Source organism: Streptomyces sp. NPDC085900, assembly GCF_044540925.1.
GTDB classification, from domain to species: domain Bacteria; phylum Actinomycetota; class Actinomycetes; order Streptomycetales; family Streptomycetaceae; genus Streptomyces; species Streptomyces gilvifuscus.
Genome location: NZ_JBITSP010000003.1, coordinates 754,610 through 773,509, shown reverse-complemented (window position 1 = coordinate 773,509; position 18,900 = coordinate 754,610). Strand labels below are relative to the sequence as shown.

Genomic DNA, 18,900 nt, shown 5'->3' with positions numbered 1-18,900 from the left:
GCAAGGAACGGGTGGGTGGCTCGTCCCGCCCACCCACCCGAACTCGCCCTGCGGCCAGGCGAGATGACTTTTCGTGATCGAGTCGCGGCGGAGCGTTGCAAGCGTGTAGCGTGCGCCCCGAAAAGCATCGACCCCCGTGTGGTGTTAGCAGCACCGCGCGGGGGTCTGACCACAGATCGGAAGAAGCGATCCATGGCTGTCGCCCAGTTTAGTGCTGCCCCGCGCCCGTCCGCGCACCCGAAGGCCAATCCGGGCTACGGAAAAGAAGTCCGCGCCCGGCCAAGAGCCCCGCACCGGACGTGAGTTCGCCGGGCTCCCCGCACGTGAGGCGTCGATCGCCGGGTACCTCGACCGGCTCGACGACGGCTCGGACATCTCCATCAAGACGCTGGCCAAGTACCTCCCGTACGGCCAGTGCGCCCTCGCCACCGCCCTCAACAGGCTGTCCGCAGCCGGGCATCTGCGCCGCGTGCGCCGGCCCGTCACGGTCGACGGCAACCCGCGCTGGGTCTGGCACACCTTCTTCTCCCGCACCGCCCGCGACGACGCCTGGTGGGACGCCTTCCTCGCCGGCGAGGCGCCGGTCACCGAGCCGTCGCCGGAAGCGGTGCGTTCGGCCGCGTACGGCGTGCTCGCCCGCCTCGGCCGCGTCGACCCCCGGCTGACGCTCTCGGCCGGAGAGTGCGGAGCGCTGGAGGAGAGTGCGGCGGAATGGTTCGCGCGGGGCGCGAGCGAGGCGCAGTTCGTGCAGGCGATGACCGCCGGGCTGCCGGAACGGGTGGCGCACGCCTACGGCTTCGTACGCGCCCGGCTTCTCGCGAAGCTCCCACCGGAGCCGCTGCCGCAGCCGCCCGCTCGCTACGAGGTCGTCTGCACCGCCTGCGCCGAGCCCGCCGCCGAGGGCGCCTCGTTGCGCGGCGGGCTCTGCGAGGGCTGCCGGGGCGGACGGCTCGGCCTCGCCGTCGACCGGGTCCACGCCCACGCGGGGCGCCTGCGCGCCGTCCTGCACGCCCGCTCCCGTACACAGAAAGGACCGGACGCATGACGACCTTGCAGCACGGGCCGCCCGCCGTCGGGGCAGGATGGAGGGGAGGAGGCGACGCCATGACCCCCAGCACTGCCGACCGGCCCCAGATGCTCGTCGAGGAGTTCGAGGAGCTCGCACGTCACGCGCCGGAATCCGCGCCTGGAGTTCCTGAACGGAAAGATCGGGGTCAAGCCCATGCCGGACGGCAACCGCGGCGAGATCGTCGCCTGGCTTCTCAAGCGGTGCATGCAGCATCGACCTGAGCTGTTCCTTTATCCGGAACAGGGGCTGAAGGTCGAGGCGTATCGCAAGGGGCGGGCCAAGCCGGACGGGGTCTTGGTGCCCGAGGGCTACTTCGTCGGCAAGGGCGAGTGGTCCGACCCCGTCGGCGTCCTCATGGTCGTCGAGGTCACCTCGCACGACCGGGACGCGGACAGGCGCGACCGGGTCGAGAAGCCGGACGGCTATGCGGCGGCCGGTATCCCCGTCTATCTCCTCGTTGACCGGGACCAGAACAGCGTGACCGTTCACGCGGATCCCGAGGGCGGCGCTTACCGATCGGTGACCACTCGGGCCTTTGGAACGGAGATCGAGTTGCCGGATCCGGTCGGGTTCACGCTGGACACGGCGAGGCTCAAGGATTTCGCCGACTGATCCCACCCGCGGAAACGCCGGCCCGAAAAAATCTTGGAAGAAAATCCGCGTGCGTGTCGATCCGCCCATCCGCCGATCGACGCTGGGGTGAGAGGCCGGAAAGGAACCGGCCCCGGACCTCAGGAGTCACCATGCCCCGCTACCTCTCCCTCGTCCGCATCGACGAGTCCACCATGCCCGCCGAAGGCCCCAGCCCCGAGCTGATGCAGCGCATGGGCGAGCTGATCGAGGAGGTCACCAAGGCCGGCGTCATGCTCGACACCGCCGGTCTCACCCCGTCCGCCCAGGGCACCCGCGTGCGCTGGGAGGGCGGACAGATCTCCGTGACCGACGGGCCCTTCACCGAGTCCAAGGAGGTCATCGGCGGCTACGCGCTGATGCAGTGCAAGGACCAGGCCGAGGCGCTGGAGTGGACGAAGAAGTTCCTGAAGGTGCACGAGGAGTACTGGACGGTCACCTGCGAGGTGCGGGAGATCGCCGAGGGCTGACGCCGCGCCGGTATCCGCTTGGCCCGGCGCCGCGCACGGTGTTCGATGGTGGGCTGTGACAGCGCAGCCCACCGCCGACCCCCGCCACGCCACCGAGACCGTCTTCCGTATCGAGTTCCCCCGGATCATCGCCGCCCTCACCCGTCTCGTCCGTGACGTCGGCATCGCCGAGGAGCTCGCCCAGGACGCCCTGGTCGCCGCACTGGAGCAGTGGCCCCGGGACGGCGTGCCCGACAACCCGGGCGCCTGGCTGATGGCGACCGCCCGCCACCGTGCCGTCGACCTGATCCGCCGCCGCGAGAACTACGCCCGCAAGCTGCAGGAGATCGGCCGGAGCGTGGAGACCACGGCGCCGCCCGAGGAGCCCGCCGACCCCGACGACATCGACGACGACCTGCTCAGGCTCGTCTTCACGGCCTGCCACCCCGTGCTGTCCGCCGAGGCCCGCATCGCCCTCACCCTGCGGCTGCTGGGCGGTCTGACCACCGCCGAGATCGCCCGCGCGTTCCTGGTGCCCGAGCCGACCGTCGCCCAGCGCATCGTCCGCGCCAAACGCACCCTCGCCGCGAAGAACGTCGCCTTCGAGGTGCCGTACGGCCCCGAACGCGAGGTCCGGCTGGGGTCCGTCCTCGACGTCATCTACCTCATCTTCAACGAGGGTTACGCCGCCACCGCGGGCGACGACTGGCTGCGCCCCGCGCTGTGCGAGGACGCGCTGCGACTGGCCCGCGTTCTCAGCTCGCTCATGCCCAAGGAACCCGAGGTGCACGGCCTGACCTCGCTGCTGGAGTTCCAGGCGTCCCGTGCCGCCGCCCGCACCGGTCCCGACGGCGAGCCGGTCCTCCTCAGGGACCAGAACCGCCGCCGCTGGAACCGCATGCTCATCGCCCGCGGCATCACGGCCCTGCACCGGGCCGAGGCCACGGCCACCGGCGCCCCGGGGCCGTACGCCCTCCAGGCGGCCATCGCCGCCTGCCACGCGCACGCGTACACCTACGAGGAGACCGACTGGCGCAGCATCGCGACGCTGTACGGGCTGCTCGCCGCCCGCGCCCCGTCGCCCGTCGTCGAGCTCAACCGCGCGGTCGCCGTGTCGATGGCCGACGGGCCGGAGCAGGGGCTCGCGCTGGTCGACGCCCTCGCCGACGAGCCCGCCCTCGCCGACTACCACCTGCTGCCCAGCGTGCGCGGCGACCTGCTCGCCCGGCTCGGGCGTACGGCGGAGGCCCGCGAGGAGTTCGTACGGGCCGCGGGGCTCGCGCGCAACGAGCGGGAGCGTGAGCTGCTGCTCGGGCGGGCCGCGGAATGTGAAACGTAATCTTGTTCCCACGAAACCCTGTTCCCATGCGTCTCGATGGCATCTACAGTGACTCAGCCCCCGTGCGGGGCCTGTCTTCGTGATCCATGGGGGGTCGACAACTTGAGACTGTTCACGCGCCGCCGTGCCGCGGCGCTCGCGACCGCGGCGGCGCTCGCCGCGGTGGGCACCCTGGCGAGCGCTCCGGGCGCCGCCGCCGACGACGCCGGGCCCTGGCCGGGCACCGAGGGCAAGATCCTCACCGACGGCCCGACACTGGTCGATCCGACCACCGGGACCGCCACCCAGGTGGGCACCCACATGGGCAGCTACGCGGCCTGGGCGCCGGACGGCAGCCGGATCGTCTCCGAATGGGGCCAGCTCGCCAGCGAACGGCCCGACGGCAGCTCGCGGTTCAGCCTGCCCTGGCCGACGGGCGTGCGCTCCAGTGCCGAGCAGAAGGACATCGCCTTCTGGTGGGGCGGCCGTTACGTCGTCTACTCCACCGGCGGCCAGATCGTCTACGGCCCCTCCGACGGCTCGTGGGCCCCCGAGCCCCTGCTGTCGGCCACCCAGGAGCCGTCCACCGTCTGCGACGAGGACCCCACCGTCAGCCCGAGCGGCCTGATGGCCTTCTCCCGCCGCATCAACTACGGCTGCTACGACAACGACGGCGTCTGGGTCTACGACTCGTCCGCGAACACGGTCAAGCGCGTCATCGCCGACGCCGCGCAGCCGGCGTTCTCCCCGGACGGCACCAAGCTCGCCTTCGTCCGCAACGTGGGCGGCGGGCTCAGCCAGCTGTTCACCGCCAACGCAGACGGCACCGACGTCAAGCAGATCACCACCGACGGCCGCGGCTACGCGAACCCGTCCTGGTCGCCGACCGGCACCCGGATCATCGCCGACGTCCACACCACCGGCGACAGCTCCGACGTGCACACCACCGAGTACGTCGACGTGGCCACCGGCGTGACGACCGCGGTCCCCGGCACGCCGAAGGGCAGCAACCCCAGCTGGCAGCCGCTGCGCAAGAACTCCGCAGGCCGCGTCTGGGGCTCCGACGTCTACGCCAGCAACATCGCCTCCTCGCGCTGGACCTGGAACACCTACGGCGGCACCAAGGTCCCGGGCCTGATGGACGCCAAGGCCGCCGTCCTGATCAACCGCGACGACTCGGCGTACTCGCTCACCGCGCCCGCACTCGCCGGCAAGAAGCACGGCCCGGTCCTCGGCACCACCAAGAGCGGCCTGACGACCGCGGTGAAGAACGAGCTCAAGCGCACCCTGAAGCCGGGCTCGAACGTCTACCTCATCGGCGGCACGTCGATCCTGACCAGCACGGTCTCCTCGCAGGTCAGCTCGCTCGGCTTCACCCCGAAGCGGCTGTCCGGCACCGACCGCTACGCCACCTCGGTCGCCGTCGCCAAGTCGGTGACGAGCAGCCCGAAGTACGTCTTCCTGGCCACCGGCACCGACTACCACTCCGCGCTCGCGGCCGCCGCCGCGGCCGGCGCCGACGGCACGAGCAGCGCGGGCAGCGTCGTGCTCAACAACGGCAACTCGCTGACCTCGTCGGTGAAGTCGTACCTGAACAGCCTGAACCCGAACAACACCATGATCATCACGGTGGGTTCCTCGGCGAAGTACGCGCTGACGCACACGTACTTCTCCAACTGGCCGTCGACGTACTCGTACTACCCGATCACGGGCTCCACGAACGAGGCCACCTCGGTCGCCGTCGCCAAGTTCTGGTGGACCGCGCCGAGCACGGCGGCGCTCGCCTACACGAGCTCCTGGCGCGGCGGTGTCTCCGCGGGCGCGGCCATGAACGTCTTCGGCCCCGTCCTGTGGACCGCCAAGGACAGCCTCTCCAGCGAGGTCAAGAGCTACCTGCTGCGCGAGTCGGCGAGCACCAACTCCGTGATCGCGTTCGGCGGCACCGGTTCGGTCGCCAAGGCCGCGCTGGACACCGCGGGCGCCGCGATCAGCGCGAGCGCGAGCCAGTTCGTGTACCACCCGTACTACAACGGCGTCATCCCGGCGACGACCCTGCAGAGCACCTACGCGGCCCGCACCAACGGCGGCCGGCCCGCCACGGTGGCCCGCACCGGTCCGGTCGGGTCCGACCCGCACCTGGGCCCGCTCAGGACGGTCCAGCACCAGTAGTCCAATCAGGCGGCGGGGGCACCGATCAGCATGGTCGGCGCCCCCGCCACCCGCGTCAGGAACACCGTCGCCGAGTGGGGGCCGGACGGCTTGACCTTCCTGCGCAGTTCCTCCGGCTCCACGGCCGACCCGCGCTTCTTCACCGTCAGCGTCCCCACCCCTCGCTCGCGCAGCAGCGCCTTCAACTTCTTTACATTGAAGGGGAGTTCGTCGGTGATGTGGTACGCGGTGGCGTACGGCGACTCGTGCCGCTCGTCCGAGGTGACGTAGGCGATGGTCGGGTCGATCAGGCCGCCGCCCAGCTCCTCGGCCACCTCGGCGACCAGATGGGCGCGGATGACGGCGCCGTCGGGCTCGTACAAGTAGCGTCCGACGGGCCGGACTTCGGGGTCCGGGAGGCCTCGGCCGAGCAGGGTGCGCGGCCCGGGCAGCAGGGTGGCCCGCACTGCCCCGGGTGCCGTCCCGAACCACAGCACCGCCTCCTTCACGTCCCCGCCGTCCGAGATCCACTCGGCCTCGGCGTCGGCCGGGACGGCCTCGTGCGGGATGCCGGGCGCGACCTTCAGGGTGGCGTGGGGTGCCGTGCGGGCCGCTTCGACCGCCCAGGACAGGGGCGGCGAGTAGGCCTCGGGGTCGAAGATGCGCCCCCGGCCGCCGCGCCGGGCGGGGTCGACGAACACGGCGTCCCAGCCCGCGGTGTCGACCTCCGTGACGTCGGCCTCCCGCACCTCGATCAGGTCCGCCAGCCCCAACGCCTCGGCGTTCGCCCGCGCCGCGGCCGCCGTCACCGGGTCCCGGTCCACGGCGAGGACCCTGATGCCCGCGCGGGCCAGCGCGATCGCGTCCCCGCCGATCCCGCAGCACAGGTCCGCGAGCGAGGTGACCCCGAGCGCCCGCAGCCGCCCGGCCCGGTACGCGGCCACGCTCGCCCTCGTCGACTGCTCGACGCCGTTGGGCGTGAAGAACATCCGCCCCGCGTCCTCCTCGCCGAACTTGGCCGCCGCCCGCTGCCGCAGCCGGGCCTGGCCGAGCGCTGCCGACACCAGTTCGGCGGGGTGGTCGCGGCGCAGCCGGGTGGCCACGGCGAGTTCGTCGGCCGGGGCGGTGCCGCGCACCTCGTCGAGGAGGGTGCGGCCTTCGGGGGTGAGAAGGGGAGCGAGGTCGTTCACCGGCTCATTGTGGGCCAGTCGGGGGACGGTGTGTGTGCGGCCGAGGTGTCGGACGGGGTTGCGGGCCCGGGGCTGCGAGGATCCGGGCCCATGCGAGCAGTAGTACAAAATGACAAAAATAGGTCATCTTGGGGAACGCGAGTCCGTGGCGGAATCGCCGTGCTCGCCGTCGCCGCCATCGCCTCCGGCTGCGCGCAGGACGGCGGCCAGGAGGTGCGCCCGGCCGCCGGCCAACCCCGCCTGAAGGCACCCGAGGCCCGCGCCCTGGACTCGTACGCCACGAAGCTGCGCACGGCCTACGCCGCGCGGGCCCTGGCGGCCAGGCGCTGGGGGCTCAGGCAGGTGCCTCTGACGGCCCCGCCCGCGCCGCTCCACAAGCCGCACATCACCGCCCGCCGGGGCTTCGAGGTCGACGACCAGGAGGAGCTCGGCCTGCCGCCGGTGTTCACCACGGTCCCCACCCGGCAGAAGGTCGTCTTCCTCACCATCGACGACGGCGCCGAGAAGGACCGGGCGTTCCTGCGGATGATGAGCGAGCTGAAGATCCCGTACTCCGCCTTTCTCAGCAACTTCCTGGTCAAGGACGACTACGCGTACTTCCGCAAGATGCAGTCCGAGGGCGTCACCCTCAACAACCACACCCTCACCCACCCCTACCTGCCGGGGCTGTCGTACGCGGAGCAGAGGCACGAGATCTGCGGCATGCAGAAGATCATGAAGAGGGAGTTCGGCAAGGCCCCGACCGTCTTCCGGCCGCCCTTCGGCAACTACAACCAGGACACCCTGCGCGCCGCGAAGTCCTGCGGCATCGAGTACGCGCCGATCTGGGACGAGGAGGTCTTCGTCGACCACTGGGAGTACCGGGAGGACGACCGGGACCTGCACCCCGGCGACATCGTGCTCACCCACTTCCGGGGCCGCGACGAGTGGAAGGGCACCATGGTCGACGACATGCGGCGCTTCCTGAACAAGGTCACCGCCGAGGGGTACGCGGTGGCCCGCCTGGAGGACTACCTGTGAGGCGCCGGGGCCTGGTGACGGGCGCCCTGGCACTGGTCCTTCTCACCGGCTGCGCCCCGTCCGTGGCGCCCATCGAACGGCTCGGCGAGAAGGCGGCCCAGCGGGTGCGGGCGAACGGCCCGTCGGGCGTGTCCGTGCCGCCGTACCGCCGCTGGGGCCTGCCGGAGCCGCTGGCCCGCGCCCCGAGGCCGGCGCGCGCACGGGCCGCCCGTCCGGCGCGCCCGCTGCCCGTCGTCTCCCGCGTCGCCACCCGCGACAAGGTCGTCTTCCTCACCTACGACGACGGCGCCGAGCAGGACCCCCGCTTCGTCGACATGGTCCGTGAACTGCGCCTGCCGGTCAGCATGTTCCTCACCGACAGCGTCGTCGGACCGGGGTACGGCCACTTCGCCCGGCTGCGGTCGGTGGGCGCCGGCATCCAGAACCACACCCTCGACCACTCCGCGCTGCGCGGTCTGCCCTACGCGGGGCAGCGCGCCGAGATCTGCGGGCAGCAGGACAAGCTCCGCTCCCGCTTCGGCATCCGCCCCCGCCTCTTCCGACCGCCGTACGGCACGTACGACACCACCACCCTGCGCGCGGCCGCCGACTGCGGTGTCTCGGCGGTCGTGCTGTGGCGGGCGTCGATGGAGGCCGGGGAGCCGGCGTTCGCGCGGGGCGAGCGCCGGCTGCGGGCGGGCGACATCGTCTCGGTGCCGTCGGGCGAGTCGACCTCCCCGACTCTCGTCGAACGCACCAGAGGACTGCTGCGGGCGGCCCAGGAACGGGGTCTGACGGTGGGGCGGCTGGAGGACTACCTGTAGCCGAAGGGGGCCGTCCGGCGTCCGGGGACGCGAGGCGTCCGGGGCCGACGCGCCGTCGGGATTAGCAGTCCGCTTGACCGAGTGCTAATCGCGGTCATAGTCTCGGCTTTGGCACTCCCCCCTGGAGAGTGCCAAACAAGCGACGGGCAGGTCCGGCACCCGCGACGACGGATCGACCTGGTCGCCACCTCAGACAGTTAACCCCGTGAGATCTCCGAAGGGGGAGGTCGGATCGTGACGACCGCCAGCTCCAAGGTTGCCATCAAGCCGCTCGAGGACCGCATCGTGGTCCAGCCGCTGGACGCCGAGCAGACCACGGCCTCTGGCCTGGTCATCCCGGACACCGCCAAGGAGAAGCCCCAGGAGGGCGTCGTCCTGGCCGTGGGCCCGGGCCGTTTCGAGAACGGCGAGCGCCTGCCGCTCGACGTCAAGACCGGCGACATCGTGCTGTACAGCAAGTACGGCGGCACCGAGGTGAAGTACAACGGCGAGGAGTACCTCGTCCTCTCGGCTCGCGACGTGCTCGCGATCATCGAGAAGTAGTTCACTTCGAGGCATTTCTGCTTCCAGCTGCGCCCCTGGCCCCCCGCGACCGATAAGAAGCCGGGCGCCCGGGGCGCAGTGTCTTTTTCACCCACAGATTCCGAGAGGGCTCCCGCTGTCATGGCGAAGATCCTGAAGTTCGACGAGGACGCCCGTCGCGCCCTCGAGCGCGGCGTCAACAAGCTGGCCGACACGGTCAAGGTGACGATCGGCCCCAAGGGCCGCAACGTCGTCATCGACAAGAAGTTCGGCGCTCCCACCATCACCAACGACGGCGTCACCATCGCCCGCGAGGTCGAGATCGAGGACCCGTACGAGAACCTCGGTGCGCAGCTGGTGAAGGAGGTGGCGACCAAGACCAACGACATCGCGGGTGACGGCACCACCACCGCCACCGTGCTCGCCCAGGCGCTGGTGCGCGAGGGCCTGAAGAACGTGGCCGCGGGTGCCTCCCCGGCGCTGCTGAAGAAGGGCATCGACGCGGCCGTCGCCGCGATCTCCGAGGAACTTCTCGCCTCGGCCCGCCCGATCGACGAGAAGTCCGACATCGCCGCCGTCGCCGCGCTGTCCGCCCAGGACCAGCAGGTCGGCGAGCTCATCGCCGAGGCGATGGACAAGGTCGGCAAGGACGGTGTCATCACCGTCGAGGAGTCCAACACCTTCGGTCTGGAGCTGGACTTCACCGAGGGCATGGCCTTCGACAAGGGCTACCTGTCCCCGTACTTCGTCACCGACCAGGAGCGTATGGAGGCCGTTCTCGACGACCCGTACATCCTGATCAACCAGGGCAAGATCTCCTCGATCGCCGACCTGCTGCCGCTGCTGGAGAAGGTCATCCAGGCCGGCTCCTCCAAGCCGCTGCTGATCATCGCCGAGGACGTCGAGGGCGAGGCCCTCTCCACCCTGGTCGTCAACAAGATCCGCGGCACCTTCAACGCGGTCGCGGTCAAGGCCCCCGGCTTCGGTGACCGCCGCAAGGCGATGCTGCAGGACATGGCGGTCCTCACGGGCGCCACGGTCATCTCCGAGGAGGTCGGCCTCAAGCTCGACCAGGCCGGTCTGGACGTGCTGGGCTCCGCCCGCCGCGTGACCGTCACCAAGGACGACACGACCATCGTCGACGGCGCCGGCAACTCCGAGGACGTCGTCGGCCGCATCAACCAGATCAAGGCCGAGATCGAGAACACCGACTCCGACTGGGACCGCGAGAAGCTCCAGGAGCGCCTCGCGAAGCTGGCCGGCGGCGTGTGCGTGATCAAGGTCGGCGCCGCCACCGAGGTGGAGCTGAAGGAGAAGAAGCACCGTCTGGAGGACGCCATCTCCGCGACCCGCGCCGCGGTCGAGGAGGGCATCGTCTCCGGTGGTGGCTCCGCTCTGGTCCACGCCGCCAAGGTCCTGGACGGCGGCCTCGGCCGCACCGGCGACGAGGCCACCGGTGTCGCCGTGGTCCGCCGCGCGGTCGTCGAGCCGCTGCGCTGGATCGCCGAGAACGCCGGCCTGGAGGGTTACGTCATCACCTCCAAGGTCGCCGACCTCGACAAGGGCCAGGGCTTCAACGCCGCCACCGGCGAGTACGGCGACCTGATCAAGGCCGGTGTCATCGACCCGGTCAAGGTCACCCGCTCCGCCCTGGAGAACGCCGCCTCCATCGCCTCCCTGCTTCTGACGACCGAGACCCTGGTCGTCGAGAAGAAGGAAGAGGAGGAGCCGGCGGCCGCGGGCCACGGCCACGGTCACTCCCACTGACCCAGGTCAGCACGAAGGCCCGGCACCCGATGGGTGCCGGGCCTTCGCGTTCGCCCTACTGCTCCAGCGCGTCGAGCGCGCCCAGCTGCGCCATCAGCCCGAGCCGGTCGTACTGCCACCACCCCTCGGCGAGCTTCCCGTCCTCGTCGCACCGGAAGACGGTCGTCCCGGTCATCACGACGCTCCGCCCGGTGGCCGGCAGCCCCATGAACTCACCGCTGTGGGTGCCGCGCCAGGTCCACCGGGTGCACACCCGGTCCCCCTGCGCGATCTGGTCCTCGATGTCGAAGACGAAGTCGAACCCGCCGCGCCACATCCCGATGTCCCGCCGCATGGCGTCCATGCCCAGGGTGTCCTGCTCCTTGCCGGGATCGTGGTCGTGGTAGTTCTCGGCGACCAGTTCGTCGAGCGGCGGCAGCTCCCCCTTCTGCGCGATCGTCTCGAAGAACCGCCGCACGTTCACCGCCTGCAACTGGTCGTCCCGCACCACGTCCAGGTCCGTGAAGGTCGGCATCTCGTCGCAGAGGGCCACCATCTCCCGGAAGATCCTGTCCGTCTCGGGCAGGCCGGAGTTGCGCATCGCCTCCTCGTACGACGGGAACTCCACGATCTCGATGAAGTGCGAGGCGTCGGAGTGGTCCTTGCCGACCACCGCGTGCGTCGCCGTGCGCTTCCCCTTGGTCTGCTCGACCCATGTGTCCATCAGCCGGTCGATGTCGTCGAAGTGGCTGGTCCTGCAGTCGATGATCTGAACGAAGGTCATGGCATCGTCGCCTCCGGCCCCCCTGGGTCCGGTCGTACGGGAACCATTTTCCCACCGGAGCGCGCCGGTGCCTCGTTCACTGAGGCCCGTACTTGCGCCCGGTCCGTGAGGTGATCCCGCCCAGCAGCGCCCGCGGGGTGACCTTCACGAGCCCCATCAGCGCCTTGTACCGGGGGTCGGGGATCGACAACGACTTCCCCCGCGCCAGGTCGCCCAGCGCAGACGCCACCAGCTTGTCCGCGTCGAGCCACATCCAGCCGGGGATGTTGTCCGTGCCCATCCCGGCCCGCTGGTGGAACTCCGTGCGCACGAAGCCCGGGCACAACGCCATCAGCCGGACCCCGCTGCCCGCGAGGTCCTTCGCCGCGCCCTGGGTGAACTGCACGACCCACGCCTTGGACGCCCCGTACGTGCCGCGCGGCACGAAGGCGGCGACGGAGGCGACGTTGACGACCCCGCCGCGCCCCCGCTCCCGCATCGCCTCCGTCGCCGCCGAGGTCAGTCGCAGGACCGCCTCGCAGTGGACCTTGAGCATCTTCAGCTCGTCGGCCATGGGGACGTCGAGGTAGCGGCCCTTGTTGCCGAAGCCCGCGTTGTTGACCAGCAGGTCGACGGGGTTCTTGCGGTCGGCGAGGCGGGCGGCGACCGTTTCGATGCCGTCGTCCGTCGCGAGGTCGGCGGTGAGGACCTCGGCCTCGATGCCGTGCCGGTCGTGCAGCTCGGTCGCCTGCTCCCGCAGCCGCTTGGTGTCGCGCGCGACGAGCACCAGGTTGTGCCCGTCACCCGCCAGCCGCCGTGCGAAGGCGGCGCCGATGCCCGCGGTCGATCCCGTAATCAGAGCCGTTGTCATGGCCCAAGCGTAGTTACCCGGACCGGGCGATTCCGATCTCCGCCGGGTCTCGACGACGTCTCAGGAGTCGTACGGCACCCGGTACTTCCGCACCGGCCCCTCTCGGCACGGCGGGGCGACGCTCAAAGCGGTGACGCGTCAATCGGCGTCGTGTAAAAGGATCGCTTATCCTTGACGGTGTGATCGAAGCCCGTCATCTGCGCGTGCTGCGCGCCGTCGCCACCACCGGCTCCTTCTCCGCGGCGGGGCGCGAACTGGGCTGCACCCAGCCCGCCGTCAGCCAGCAGATGAAGGCCCTGGAGTCCTCGGTGGGCACCCCGCTGCTCGTCCGCAGCGGACGGGAGATGCGGCTGACCCAGGCGGGCGAGGCGCTCGTGCGGCACGCCAACGGCATCCTGGCCGGACTCACCGCCGCCGAGGAGGAGGTCGCCGCCATCGCGGGACTGCGGGCGGGGCGCGTCCGGCTCGTGTCGTTCCCCAGCGGCAGCTCCACCCTCGTACCGGCCGCCCTCGCCGCCCTGCGCGCCGCCCATCCCGGCACCCGCGTCTTCCTGGAGGAGGCCGAACCGCCGACGTCCGTGGAGATGCTGCGCGAGGGCGAGTGCGACGTGGCGCTCGCCTTCCGCTACGAGGGCGCGGCGGGCGCCGAGGAGTGGGACGACCTCGTCGTACGGCCGCTGCTGACCGACCGGCTCGTCGGGCTGGTGCCGGAGCGGCACCGCCTCGCGGGTGCGGGTTCCGTCGGGATCGGGGAGCTGGCCGAGGAGCCCTGGATCGCCGGATGCCCGCGCTGCCGGGGGCAGTTGGTGGAGGTGTGCGAGGGGGCCGGGTTCACCCCCCGGATCGACTTCGCCACGGACGACTACCCGGCCGTCGTGGGCCTGGTCGGCGCCGGCCTGGGCGTCGCCGTCCTGCCGCAGCTCGCCCTGGAGTCGGTACGGCCGCGCCACGCGCGCGTGCTGACACTGCGGCCGGCGGTGCGGCGGGAGATCGTGGCGCTGACCCTGCCCGACCTGGCTCAGGTGCCGGCAGTGGCGGCGACGCTGGAGCAGCTCGGGCGCGCGGCGGCCCGGCAGTAGGGACGGGACCGCCGGGAGCCGGACGGGCGGGCGGCAAAGGGCCGGCCGCGAAAAAGAAGGGCACGCGTGCGTGCCCTTCTCGTCGGGAGCTCGGGGTCCGGGAGCTCGGTGCCGCGGAATCGCAAAAACGTTCCTTCAGCTGTTCGAGACGCTGTCCCCGCTGCCGGCCATCGCCGAGACCAGCCGGGTCCGCGCCCGTCCCATCAGTTCCTCGCGCTCGTCCTCGGTCAGGCCGCCCCACACGCCGTACGGCTCTCTCACCGCCAGCGCGTGCGCCGCGCACTGCGCGCGCACCGGGCACCTCATGCAGACCTCCTTGGCCGAGTTCTCGCGAGCGCTCCGGGCCGCGCCTCGCTCGCCCTCCGGATGAAAGAAGAGCGAGCTGTCCACCCCGCGACAGGCGGCCAGGAGCTGCCAGTCCCACAGGTCCGCGTTCGGTCCGGGAAGGCGGGAGAAATCTGCCATTACGTGACCCCTTGTAGCCGTACTGAGCGGATACGGTGCCGACGACCGCATATCTACGATCTAAGGAGATGAAAATATGACTCATTGCGAATCTAGCCTCAGACACCAGCACATGGGAAGAAAAGGGGCCGAATGGGGCACCGGTTGTGATGAAACGTTGTGGGTCCGCCCCGCATGTCTGCATCGTGTCCGTGCCCTCACGTAGAGTGCCGAAGATGGCACACAGCCCCGTAACTCTTTCGAGTGACCGTCGTTGAGAGTGCGGTGGCGGTTGACGCAACAAGCGCTCGGGCGGGCGTCCGGGACGGTCGACCGCACAGGTGACGATTTCGTACCAGCCTGGAGGCTCAAGGTGACGTGCATCAGCTGCGGAGGGCGGCCATGACATCCGTCCTCGTCTGCGACGACTCCCCGCTTGCCCGAGAGGCGCTGCGCCGCGCGGTCGCGACCGTGCCCGGCGTCGAGCGCGTGACGACCGCGGCCAACGGCGAGGAAGTCCTCCGCCGCTGGGGTGCGGACCGTTCGGACCTGATTCTGATGGACGTACGCATGCCCGGACTGGGCGGCGTCGAGACCGTGCGCAGGCTGCTGTCGGCCGACCCCGGCGCGCGCATCATCATGCTGACCGTGGCCGAGGACCTGGACGGCGTGGCCCTCGCGGTCGCCGCCGGGGCGCGGGGCTACCTCCACAAGGACGCCTCACGCGCCGAGTTGCGCGCGACCGTCACCCAGGCGCTCGCCGACCCGACCTGGCGGCTCGCCCCGCGGCGGCTGCGGTCCGCCGAGATGGGTGCGGCCCCGACGCTCACCGCGCGTGAGATCCAGGTGCTCGAGGGAATGAGCCACGGGCGGTCCAACGCGGAGATCGGGCGGGAGCTGTTCCTGTCCGAGGACACCGTGAAGACGCACGCGCGGCGGTTGTTCAAGAAGCTGGGTGCTTCGGACCGGGCGCACGCGGTGGCGCTCGGGTTCCGGTGGGGTCTGGTTCGTTAGGCCTACCGCGGTGCCGCCTTGTGACATTGGCGGCAGCGGGTTCGTTGTGGCTGGTCGCGCGGTTCCCCGCGCCCCTGAAGGGGCGCGGTCGGCGAGGCTTGTCAAGCAGTCCCCTGGGCGACCGCTGCTCGTTTCGGCGCGGATGCCGCATCCTTGGAGATGTGGAGTCTCTCGGGGACGAGTCGGTCGAGCGGAAGGGGAGGGCGCAGGGGATGAGTGCCGGCGCACCTGCTCATAACGCTTCAGTGCACAACATCGGGCGTGGCGCCACGGATCCGACGGCCGCAGGGCACCATGGACCGATGCGCGACGACGAGGCGGTCCAAGCCGCAGGGGCGATCGGGCCACTCGTCCATCGCGCCGTAGACGGGGACGAGCAGGCCACGCACGACCTGCTCGCCCATGTCCACCCGCTGGCGCTGCGGTACTGCCGCACCCGTCTGTCCCGCCTTCCGGGCGACGCGCGCCACTTCGTCGAGGACCTCGCACAGGAGGTCTGCGTCGCCGTCCTGCTGGCGCTCCCGCGCTACCGGGACACCGGGCGGCCCTTCGAGGCGTTCGTCTTCGCCATCGCCGCGCACAAGGTCGCCGACCTGCAGCGGGCGGCCATGCGGCATCCGGGCTCGACGGCCGTCCCGTCCGACGAGATGCCCGAGCGGCCGGACGACTCACTGGGCCCGGAGGAGCGCGCGCTGCTCAGCAGTGACGCCGAATGGGCCAAGAAACTGCTGGCCAACCTGCCGGAGAACCAGCGGGAGCTGTTGCTGCTGCGCATCGCGGTGGGCCTCACGGCGGAGGAGACCGGCCAGATGTTGGGAATGTCACCCGGCGCGGTCCGGGTGGCGCAGCACCGGGCCCTGAGCCGGCTCAGGGCACTGGCGGAACAGTAGTTTCCGGGCGGTCGACGCCTTTTTTGAACAGGCCGCTCGGGGATTCCGTACGAACATACGAAGCCCGAGGTCACGCGGAACCGTGGAATTCGACTGCCCTGCTTCCCGTTAGCATGGACATCCGCACCGATCAAGGCCATTTGGGGAAGGTGTCATGACTGCAAACGTCGACGGAGTGCCCGGTAAATTCGCGACACTCGGGCTGACCTACGACGACGTGCTGCTGCTGCCGGGAGCGTCCGAGGTGCTCCCCAACGCGGTCGACACCTCGTCCCGCATCTCCCGCAACGTCCGGGTCAACATCCCGCTGCTCTCCGCGGCGATGGACAAGGTGACCGAGTCCCGCATGGCCATCGCGATGGCCCGGCTCGGCGGCGTCGGCGTGCTGCACCGCAACCTCTCGGTCGAGGACCAGGTCAACCAGGTCGACCTGGTCAAGCGGTCCGAGTCCGGCATGGTCACCGACCCCATCACGGTGCATCCCGAGGCCACGCTCGCCGAGGCGGACGCGCTGTGCGCCAAGTTCCGCATCAGCGGCGTCCCCGTCACCGACCCCGCCGGCAAGCTGCTCGGCATCGTCACCAACCGTGACATGGCCTTCGAGACCGACCGCGGCCGCCAGGTGCGCGAGGTCATGACGCCGATGCCGCTGGTCACCGGCAAGGTCGGCATCTCCGGGGTGGACGCCATGGAGCTGCTGCGCAAGCACAAGATCGAGAAGCTTCCGCTGGTCGACGACGCCGGTGTCCTCAAGGGCCTGATCACCGTCAAGGACTTCGTCAAGGCGGAGAAGTACCCGAACGCCGCCAAGGACGCCGAGGGCCGCCTGCTCGTCGGCGCCGCCGTCGGCGCCAGCCCCGAGGCGCTGGAGCGCGCCCAGGCGCTCGCCGAGGCCGGCGTGGACTTCCTGGTCGTCGACACCTCGCACGGCCACAACAGCAACGCCCTCAGCTGGATGTCGAAGATCAAGTCGGCGGTGAACGTCGACGTGATCGGCGGCAACGTCGCCACCCGCGACGGCGCCCAGGCGCTGATCGACGCCGGTGTCGACGGCATCAAGGTCGGTGTCGGCCCCGGCTCCATCTGCACCACGCGTGTGGTCGCCGGCATCGGCGTCCCGCAGGTCACCGCGATCTACGAGGCCTCCCTCGCCGCCCGCCCGGCCGGCATCCCGCTGATCGGCGACGGCGGCCTGCAGTACTCCGGCGACATCGGCAAGGCCCTCGCCGCCGGTGCCGACACGGTGATGCTCGGCTCGCTGCTCGCGGGCTGCGAGGAGTCGCCCGGCGAGCTGCAGTTCATCAACGGCAAGCAGTTCAAGTCCTACCGCGGCATGGGCTCGCTCGGCGCGATGCAGTCCCGGGGCCAGGGCAAGTCGTACTCGAAGGACCGCTACTTCCAGGCCGAGGTCGCCTCCGACGACAAGCTCGTGCCCGAGGGCATCGAGGGGCAGGTACCCTACCGCGGCCCGCTGGCCAGCGTCCTGCACCAGCTCGTCGGCGGCCTGCGCCAGACCATGGGCTACGTGGGCGCGGCGACCATCGAGGAGATGGAGTCCAAGGGCCGCTTCGTGCGGATCACCTCCGCGGGCCTGAAGGAGAGCCACCCGCACGACATCCAGATGACGGTCGAGGCGCCGAACTACAGCAGCAAGTAGGCGGCAGGCGTTACGAGGGGCGGCCCCGGGAGCATCCGGGGCCGCCCTTGTCGTACCCGTCGGCGATACTGGAAGACGCTGCAACGCATCAGGGAAAGGCCACAGACGTGACTGAGATCGAGATCGGGCGCGGCAAGCGCGGCCGCCGGGCGTACGCCTTCGACGACATCGCCGTCGTCCCCAGCCGCCGTACGCGGGACCCGAAGGAGGTCTCGATCGCCTGGCAGATCGACGCCTACCGCTTCGAGCTGCCCTTCCTGGCCGCCCCCATGGACTCGGTCGTCTCCCCGGCCACCGCGATCCGCATCGGCGAGCTCGGCGGCCTGGGCGTGCTGAACCTCGAGGGCCTCTGGACCCGTCACGAGGACCCGCAGCCGCTCCTCGACGAGATCGTCGAGCTGCCGGCCGAGGCCGCGACCCGGCGTCTGCAGGAGATCTACGCGGCCCCGATCAAGGAGGAGCTGATCGGCGCGCGCCTCAAGGAGGTGCGCGACTCCGGCGTGGTCACGGCCGCCGCGCTCTCCCCGCAGCGCACCGCGCAGTTCTCCAAGGCGGTCGTGGACGCGGGCGTCGACATCTTCGTCATCCGCGGTACGACGGTCTCCGCGGAGCACGTCTCCGGCTCGCACGAGCCGCTGAACCTGAAGCAGTTCATCTACGAGCTCGACGTCCCGGTGATCGTCGGCGGCTGCGCCACGTACACCGCGGCCCTGCACCTGATGCGCACGGGCGCGGCGGGCGTGCTGGTCGGCTTCGGCGGCGGCGCGGCGCACACGACGAGGAACGTGCTGGGCATCCAGGTGCCCATGGCGACCGCCGTCGCCGATGTGGCCGCCGCCCGCCGCGACTACATGGACGAGTCCGGCGGCCGGTACGTGCACGTCATCGCCGACGGCGGCGTGGGCTGGTCCGGCGACCTGCCGAAGGCGATCGCCTGCGGCGCGGACGCGGTGATGATGGGCTCGCCGCTCGCGCGCGCCACGGACGCGCCGGGCCGCGGCCACCACTGGGGCATGGAAGCCGTCAACGAGGAGCTGCCGCGCGGCAAGAAGGTCGACCTCGGCACGGTCGGCACGATCGAGGAGGTCCTCACCGGCCCCTCGCACAGCCCCGACGGCTCCATGAACCTCTTCGGCGCCCTGCGCCGCGCGATGGCCACCACGGGCTACAGCGAGCTCAAGGAGTTCCAGCGCGTCGAGGTGACGGTGGCGGACTCCCAGCACCGGCGGTAGGACTCACGACGGCCGGAGGGCCGGTCGTCCCTGGGGGGACGACCGGCCCTCCGCG

At 70.9% G+C, this 18,900-nt stretch carries 17 protein-coding genes and 1 pseudogene; 14 read left to right on the top strand and 4 right to left on the bottom strand.

Annotation, left to right across the window (positions count from 1 at the left end):
* The first annotated feature begins 211 nt into the window (after positions 1-211).
* The 5 genes and pseudogenes from ACIGDI_RS12935 (at position 212) to ACIGDI_RS12915 (ending at position 5,635) form a co-directional block, all read left to right on the top strand.
* Positions 212-1,045 carry a hypothetical protein gene (locus ACIGDI_RS12935; RefSeq protein ID WP_399894695.1) on the top strand — a complete coding sequence of 278 codons (834 nt, stop codon included), beginning with the start codon at positions 212-214 and terminating at the stop codon, positions 1,043-1,045.
* Positions 1,046-1,104: 59 nt separating this feature from the next.
* Positions 1,105-1,681 (top strand): annotated as a pseudogene (locus tag ACIGDI_RS12930) (Uma2 family endonuclease).
* A gap of 131 nt (positions 1,682-1,812) precedes the next feature.
* Positions 1,813-2,169, top strand: a complete 357-nt coding sequence (locus tag ACIGDI_RS12925) for a YciI family protein (protein ID WP_399894692.1) — start codon at positions 1,813-1,815, stop codon at positions 2,167-2,169.
* Positions 2,170-2,224: 55 nt separating this feature from the next.
* The gene (locus ACIGDI_RS12920; protein ID WP_399894689.1) at positions 2,225-3,487 is read left to right on the top strand and encodes an RNA polymerase sigma factor; all 1,263 of its coding nucleotides are present in this window, start codon (positions 2,225-2,227) and stop codon (positions 3,485-3,487) included.
* A gap of 102 nt (positions 3,488-3,589) precedes the next feature.
* A complete protein-coding gene (locus ACIGDI_RS12915) occupies positions 3,590-5,635 on the top strand; it encodes a cell wall-binding repeat-containing protein (RefSeq protein WP_399894686.1) in 2,046 nt (681 codons plus the stop codon).
* 5 nt (positions 5,636-5,640) lie between these two features.
* On the opposite strand, the gene ACIGDI_RS12910 is transcribed toward ACIGDI_RS12915, so the two are convergent.
* Positions 5,641-6,804: a methyltransferase domain-containing protein gene (locus ACIGDI_RS12910; protein WP_399894684.1), complete on the bottom strand. Its 1,164-nt coding sequence runs from the start codon at positions 6,802-6,804 to the stop codon at positions 5,641-5,643.
* Between the two features lie 90 nt (positions 6,805-6,894).
* Here ACIGDI_RS12910 and ACIGDI_RS12905 point away from each other — a divergent pair, with 90 nt between their 5' ends.
* The 4 genes from ACIGDI_RS12905 (at position 6,895) to groL (ending at position 10,916) form a co-directional block, all read left to right on the top strand.
* Positions 6,895-7,824, top strand: coding sequence for a polysaccharide deacetylase family protein (locus tag ACIGDI_RS12905; protein ID WP_399894681.1), 930 nt, complete (start codon positions 6,895-6,897; stop codon positions 7,822-7,824).
* The gene (locus tag ACIGDI_RS12900) at positions 7,821-8,627 is read left to right on the top strand and encodes a polysaccharide deacetylase family protein (protein WP_399894678.1); all 807 of its coding nucleotides are present in this window, start codon (positions 7,821-7,823) and stop codon (positions 8,625-8,627) included. Before ACIGDI_RS12905 ends, ACIGDI_RS12900 begins: the two co-directional genes overlap by 4 nt.
* Positions 8,628-8,861: 234 nt before the next feature.
* Positions 8,862-9,170, top strand: a complete 309-nt coding sequence (gene groES / locus ACIGDI_RS12895; protein WP_055493212.1) for a co-chaperone GroES — start codon at positions 8,862-8,864, stop codon at positions 9,168-9,170.
* A 120-nt stretch (positions 9,171-9,290) separates the two neighbouring features.
* The gene (gene groL, locus ACIGDI_RS12890) at positions 9,291-10,916 is read left to right on the top strand and encodes a chaperonin GroEL (RefSeq protein WP_399894675.1); all 1,626 of its coding nucleotides are present in this window, start codon (positions 9,291-9,293) and stop codon (positions 10,914-10,916) included.
* A 55-nt stretch (positions 10,917-10,971) separates the two neighbouring features.
* Here groL and ACIGDI_RS12885 read toward each other — a convergent pair whose 3' ends face one another.
* Positions 10,972-11,679: an ester cyclase gene (locus tag ACIGDI_RS12885; RefSeq protein WP_399894672.1), complete on the bottom strand. Its 708-nt coding sequence runs from the start codon at positions 11,677-11,679 to the stop codon at positions 10,972-10,974.
* Between the two features lie 76 nt (positions 11,680-11,755).
* Positions 11,756-12,529 carry an SDR family oxidoreductase gene (locus tag ACIGDI_RS12880; protein WP_200702362.1) on the bottom strand — a complete coding sequence of 258 codons (774 nt, stop codon included), beginning with the start codon at positions 12,527-12,529 and terminating at the stop codon, positions 11,756-11,758.
* Between the two features lie 179 nt (positions 12,530-12,708).
* On the opposite strand from ACIGDI_RS12880, the gene ACIGDI_RS12875 reads away from it, so the two are divergent.
* Positions 12,709-13,608 (top strand): LysR family transcriptional regulator, encoded by a 900-nt coding sequence (locus ACIGDI_RS12875; protein ID WP_399894668.1) that lies wholly within the window; start codon positions 12,709-12,711, stop codon positions 13,606-13,608.
* 135 nt (positions 13,609-13,743) lie between these two features.
* Here ACIGDI_RS12875 and ACIGDI_RS12870 read toward each other — a convergent pair whose 3' ends face one another.
* Complete coding sequence (locus ACIGDI_RS12870) at positions 13,744-14,073, bottom strand: WhiB family transcriptional regulator (protein WP_200702363.1); 330 nt, start codon at positions 14,071-14,073, stop codon at positions 13,744-13,746.
* Between the two features lie 381 nt (positions 14,074-14,454).
* On the opposite strand from ACIGDI_RS12870, the gene ACIGDI_RS12865 reads away from it, so the two are divergent.
* The 4 genes from ACIGDI_RS12865 to ACIGDI_RS12850 all read left to right on the top strand — a co-directional run bounded on the left by ACIGDI_RS12865 (position 14,455) and on the right by ACIGDI_RS12850 (position 18,845).
* Complete coding sequence (locus tag ACIGDI_RS12865) at positions 14,455-15,066, top strand: response regulator transcription factor (protein WP_003948568.1); 612 nt, start codon at positions 14,455-14,457, stop codon at positions 15,064-15,066.
* Positions 15,067-15,368: 302 nt separating this feature from the next.
* Entirely contained in the window at positions 15,369-15,956 is a 588-nt protein-coding gene (locus tag ACIGDI_RS12860) for a sigma-70 family RNA polymerase sigma factor (protein ID WP_142141982.1), read from the top strand.
* A 154-nt stretch (positions 15,957-16,110) separates the two neighbouring features.
* Complete coding sequence (gene guaB / locus ACIGDI_RS12855) at positions 16,111-17,613, top strand: IMP dehydrogenase (RefSeq protein ID WP_399894665.1); 1,503 nt, start codon at positions 16,111-16,113, stop codon at positions 17,611-17,613.
* Positions 17,614-17,720: 107 nt separating this feature from the next.
* A complete protein-coding gene (locus tag ACIGDI_RS12850) occupies positions 17,721-18,845 on the top strand; it encodes a GuaB3 family IMP dehydrogenase-related protein (protein ID WP_200702365.1) in 1,125 nt (374 codons plus the stop codon).
* Positions 18,846-18,900: the final 55 nt, after the last annotated feature.